Annotated in this window: 1 protein-coding gene; it reads right to left on the minus strand. The window is 53.9% G+C overall.

Annotated elements, in window-relative coordinates; all coding sequences use genetic code 11:
* The coding region (locus tag ACWA6V_RS21025) for an efflux RND transporter permease subunit (RefSeq protein ID WP_449524312.1) at window positions 1-1,956 on the minus strand (1,956 nt) is incomplete at both ends.

Consider the following 1,956-nt stretch of genomic DNA (forward strand, 5'->3'; position numbering starts at 1 on the left):
CAACCCCCAATTCCTCACCTTCTCCATATACAAATACACCACGGGTGTAGTGAAGAGCGTGAGCAATTGGCTGACAGCGAGGCCGCCGATGATTGTAATGCCGAGTGGGGTGCGCAGCTCGGAGCCTTCGTTAAAACTGAGAATTAACGGCAGTGCGCCGAGTAAGCCGGCGAGGTTGGTCATCATGATCGGGCGCAGGCGTAAGAGTGCGGCCTGGAAAATGGAATCGCGCGATGACAAACCCTCTTTGCGTTCCAATTCCAATGCAAAGTCGATCATTAAAATTGCGTTTTTCATCACTATGCCGATCAATAAAAATAAACCGAGCATGGCGATCAAACTGAAGGGTGTATCGCTCAAGCGCAAAGCGAGTAATGCGCCGATTCCCGCTGAGGGCAGCGTCGATAAAATCGTGAGCGGGTGAATGGTGCTCTCGTACAAAATCCCAAGGATTAAATACACGGCGAGCAGCACACAGGCGATTAACACCGCCGGATCTTGCGCCATTCCTGGTGTGCTTGGCCCCCAACCGGGACGGCTGCTGCCCGCAGGTGCAAGATAGACTTCTTTAGGAACCATCAGCTCGGCGATTTTATTTTCGATAGCGGCGCGGGCTTGTTCTTCAGTGTAATTTTCCGCTACGCCGTAACCGATGCTTTCGGATGCAAATTGATTGCTGTGGCGCACGCGGTCTTCGGCCAATCCGTAATTGAAACTGGAAAAAGTCGAGAGCGGAACGCGCTTGCCATCGCTGGTGATGACTTGCAGTTGTTCCAGTACAGCGGGCGTTGCGGTGTAGCCTGGCTCCAATTCCATCACCACGCGATATTGGTTCATCTCGTCGAACATGGTGGAGACTTGTCGCTGCGAGAAGGAGTTGTTGAGCATGCTGGCGACCGCATTCATGTTCACGCCTAACCGCTGCGCGGCTTCGCGGTCGATGGTGAGCACGACTTGCTGTGTGCCTTCTTCTTTTACGCCATCAATCTCGGTCAGCTCTGGCATTTTTTCCATCGCCGTGGTGATTTTTGCGGCCCAGTTGTGCAGCAGTTTCAAATCGTCGGCGAGCAACATGAGTTCCTGTTCGCTGCGGCTAAAGGGCGAGCTGAGGCGGATGTCTTGATCGGGGCCGATCATCAACATAGCGCCGGGAATGCTCGGCATTTGGCGACGCAATCTGTCTACCACTTCATGCACCGACACGCCGCGCTCGGCCATGGGCTTGAGGCTGATGCGCATCCAGGCATTGCTCACGCCGTTGCCGCCACCGCTCGCGCCGAATACATCTTCAACCGCTGGGTCAGCTAGTAACAGTTGGCGGAATTGCTGGATTTTCGGCTGCATTAATTGAAACGAGAAGCCATCGTCGCCGCGAATCCAGCCGGTCATTTGGCCGGTGTCTTGCTCGGGCAGCATGGTTTTGGGAATCGCGACGTAGAGGTAAATATTCAGGCCGATGACGCCCGCGAGAATCAATAACACAATACGACTATGGCGCAGCGCCCAACCCAGAGCGATGGAATAGCCGTGTTTGATGTCATCAAAAATACCGGGTTTATGTTCTTTTTTCGGCTCGGCTTTCAGCAGTTGCGCGCAGAGCGCGGGTGTGAGGCTGAGTGATACCGCGAGCGAAATAATCATCGCCGCAGCGAGGGTGATGGAGAATTCGCGGAAGAGTTTTTCCACCACGCCGCCCATCAACAAAATCGAGATAAAGACCACCACCAGCGTGATGTTCATCGCCAAGAGCGTAAAGCCTACTTCGCGTGTGCCTTGGATTGCCGCTTGAAAGGGCGAAAGGCCGCGCTCGATATGGCGTTTGATGTTTTCCAACACCACGATTGCATCATCTACGACTAATCCGGCGGCGACAATCAGTGCCATCAGCGACAAATTGTTGAGCGAAAATCCGTAGAGATACATGACCGCGAAGGCGCCGATAATCGCTACCGGAAT

Source organism: Cellvibrio sp., assembly GCF_053579595.1.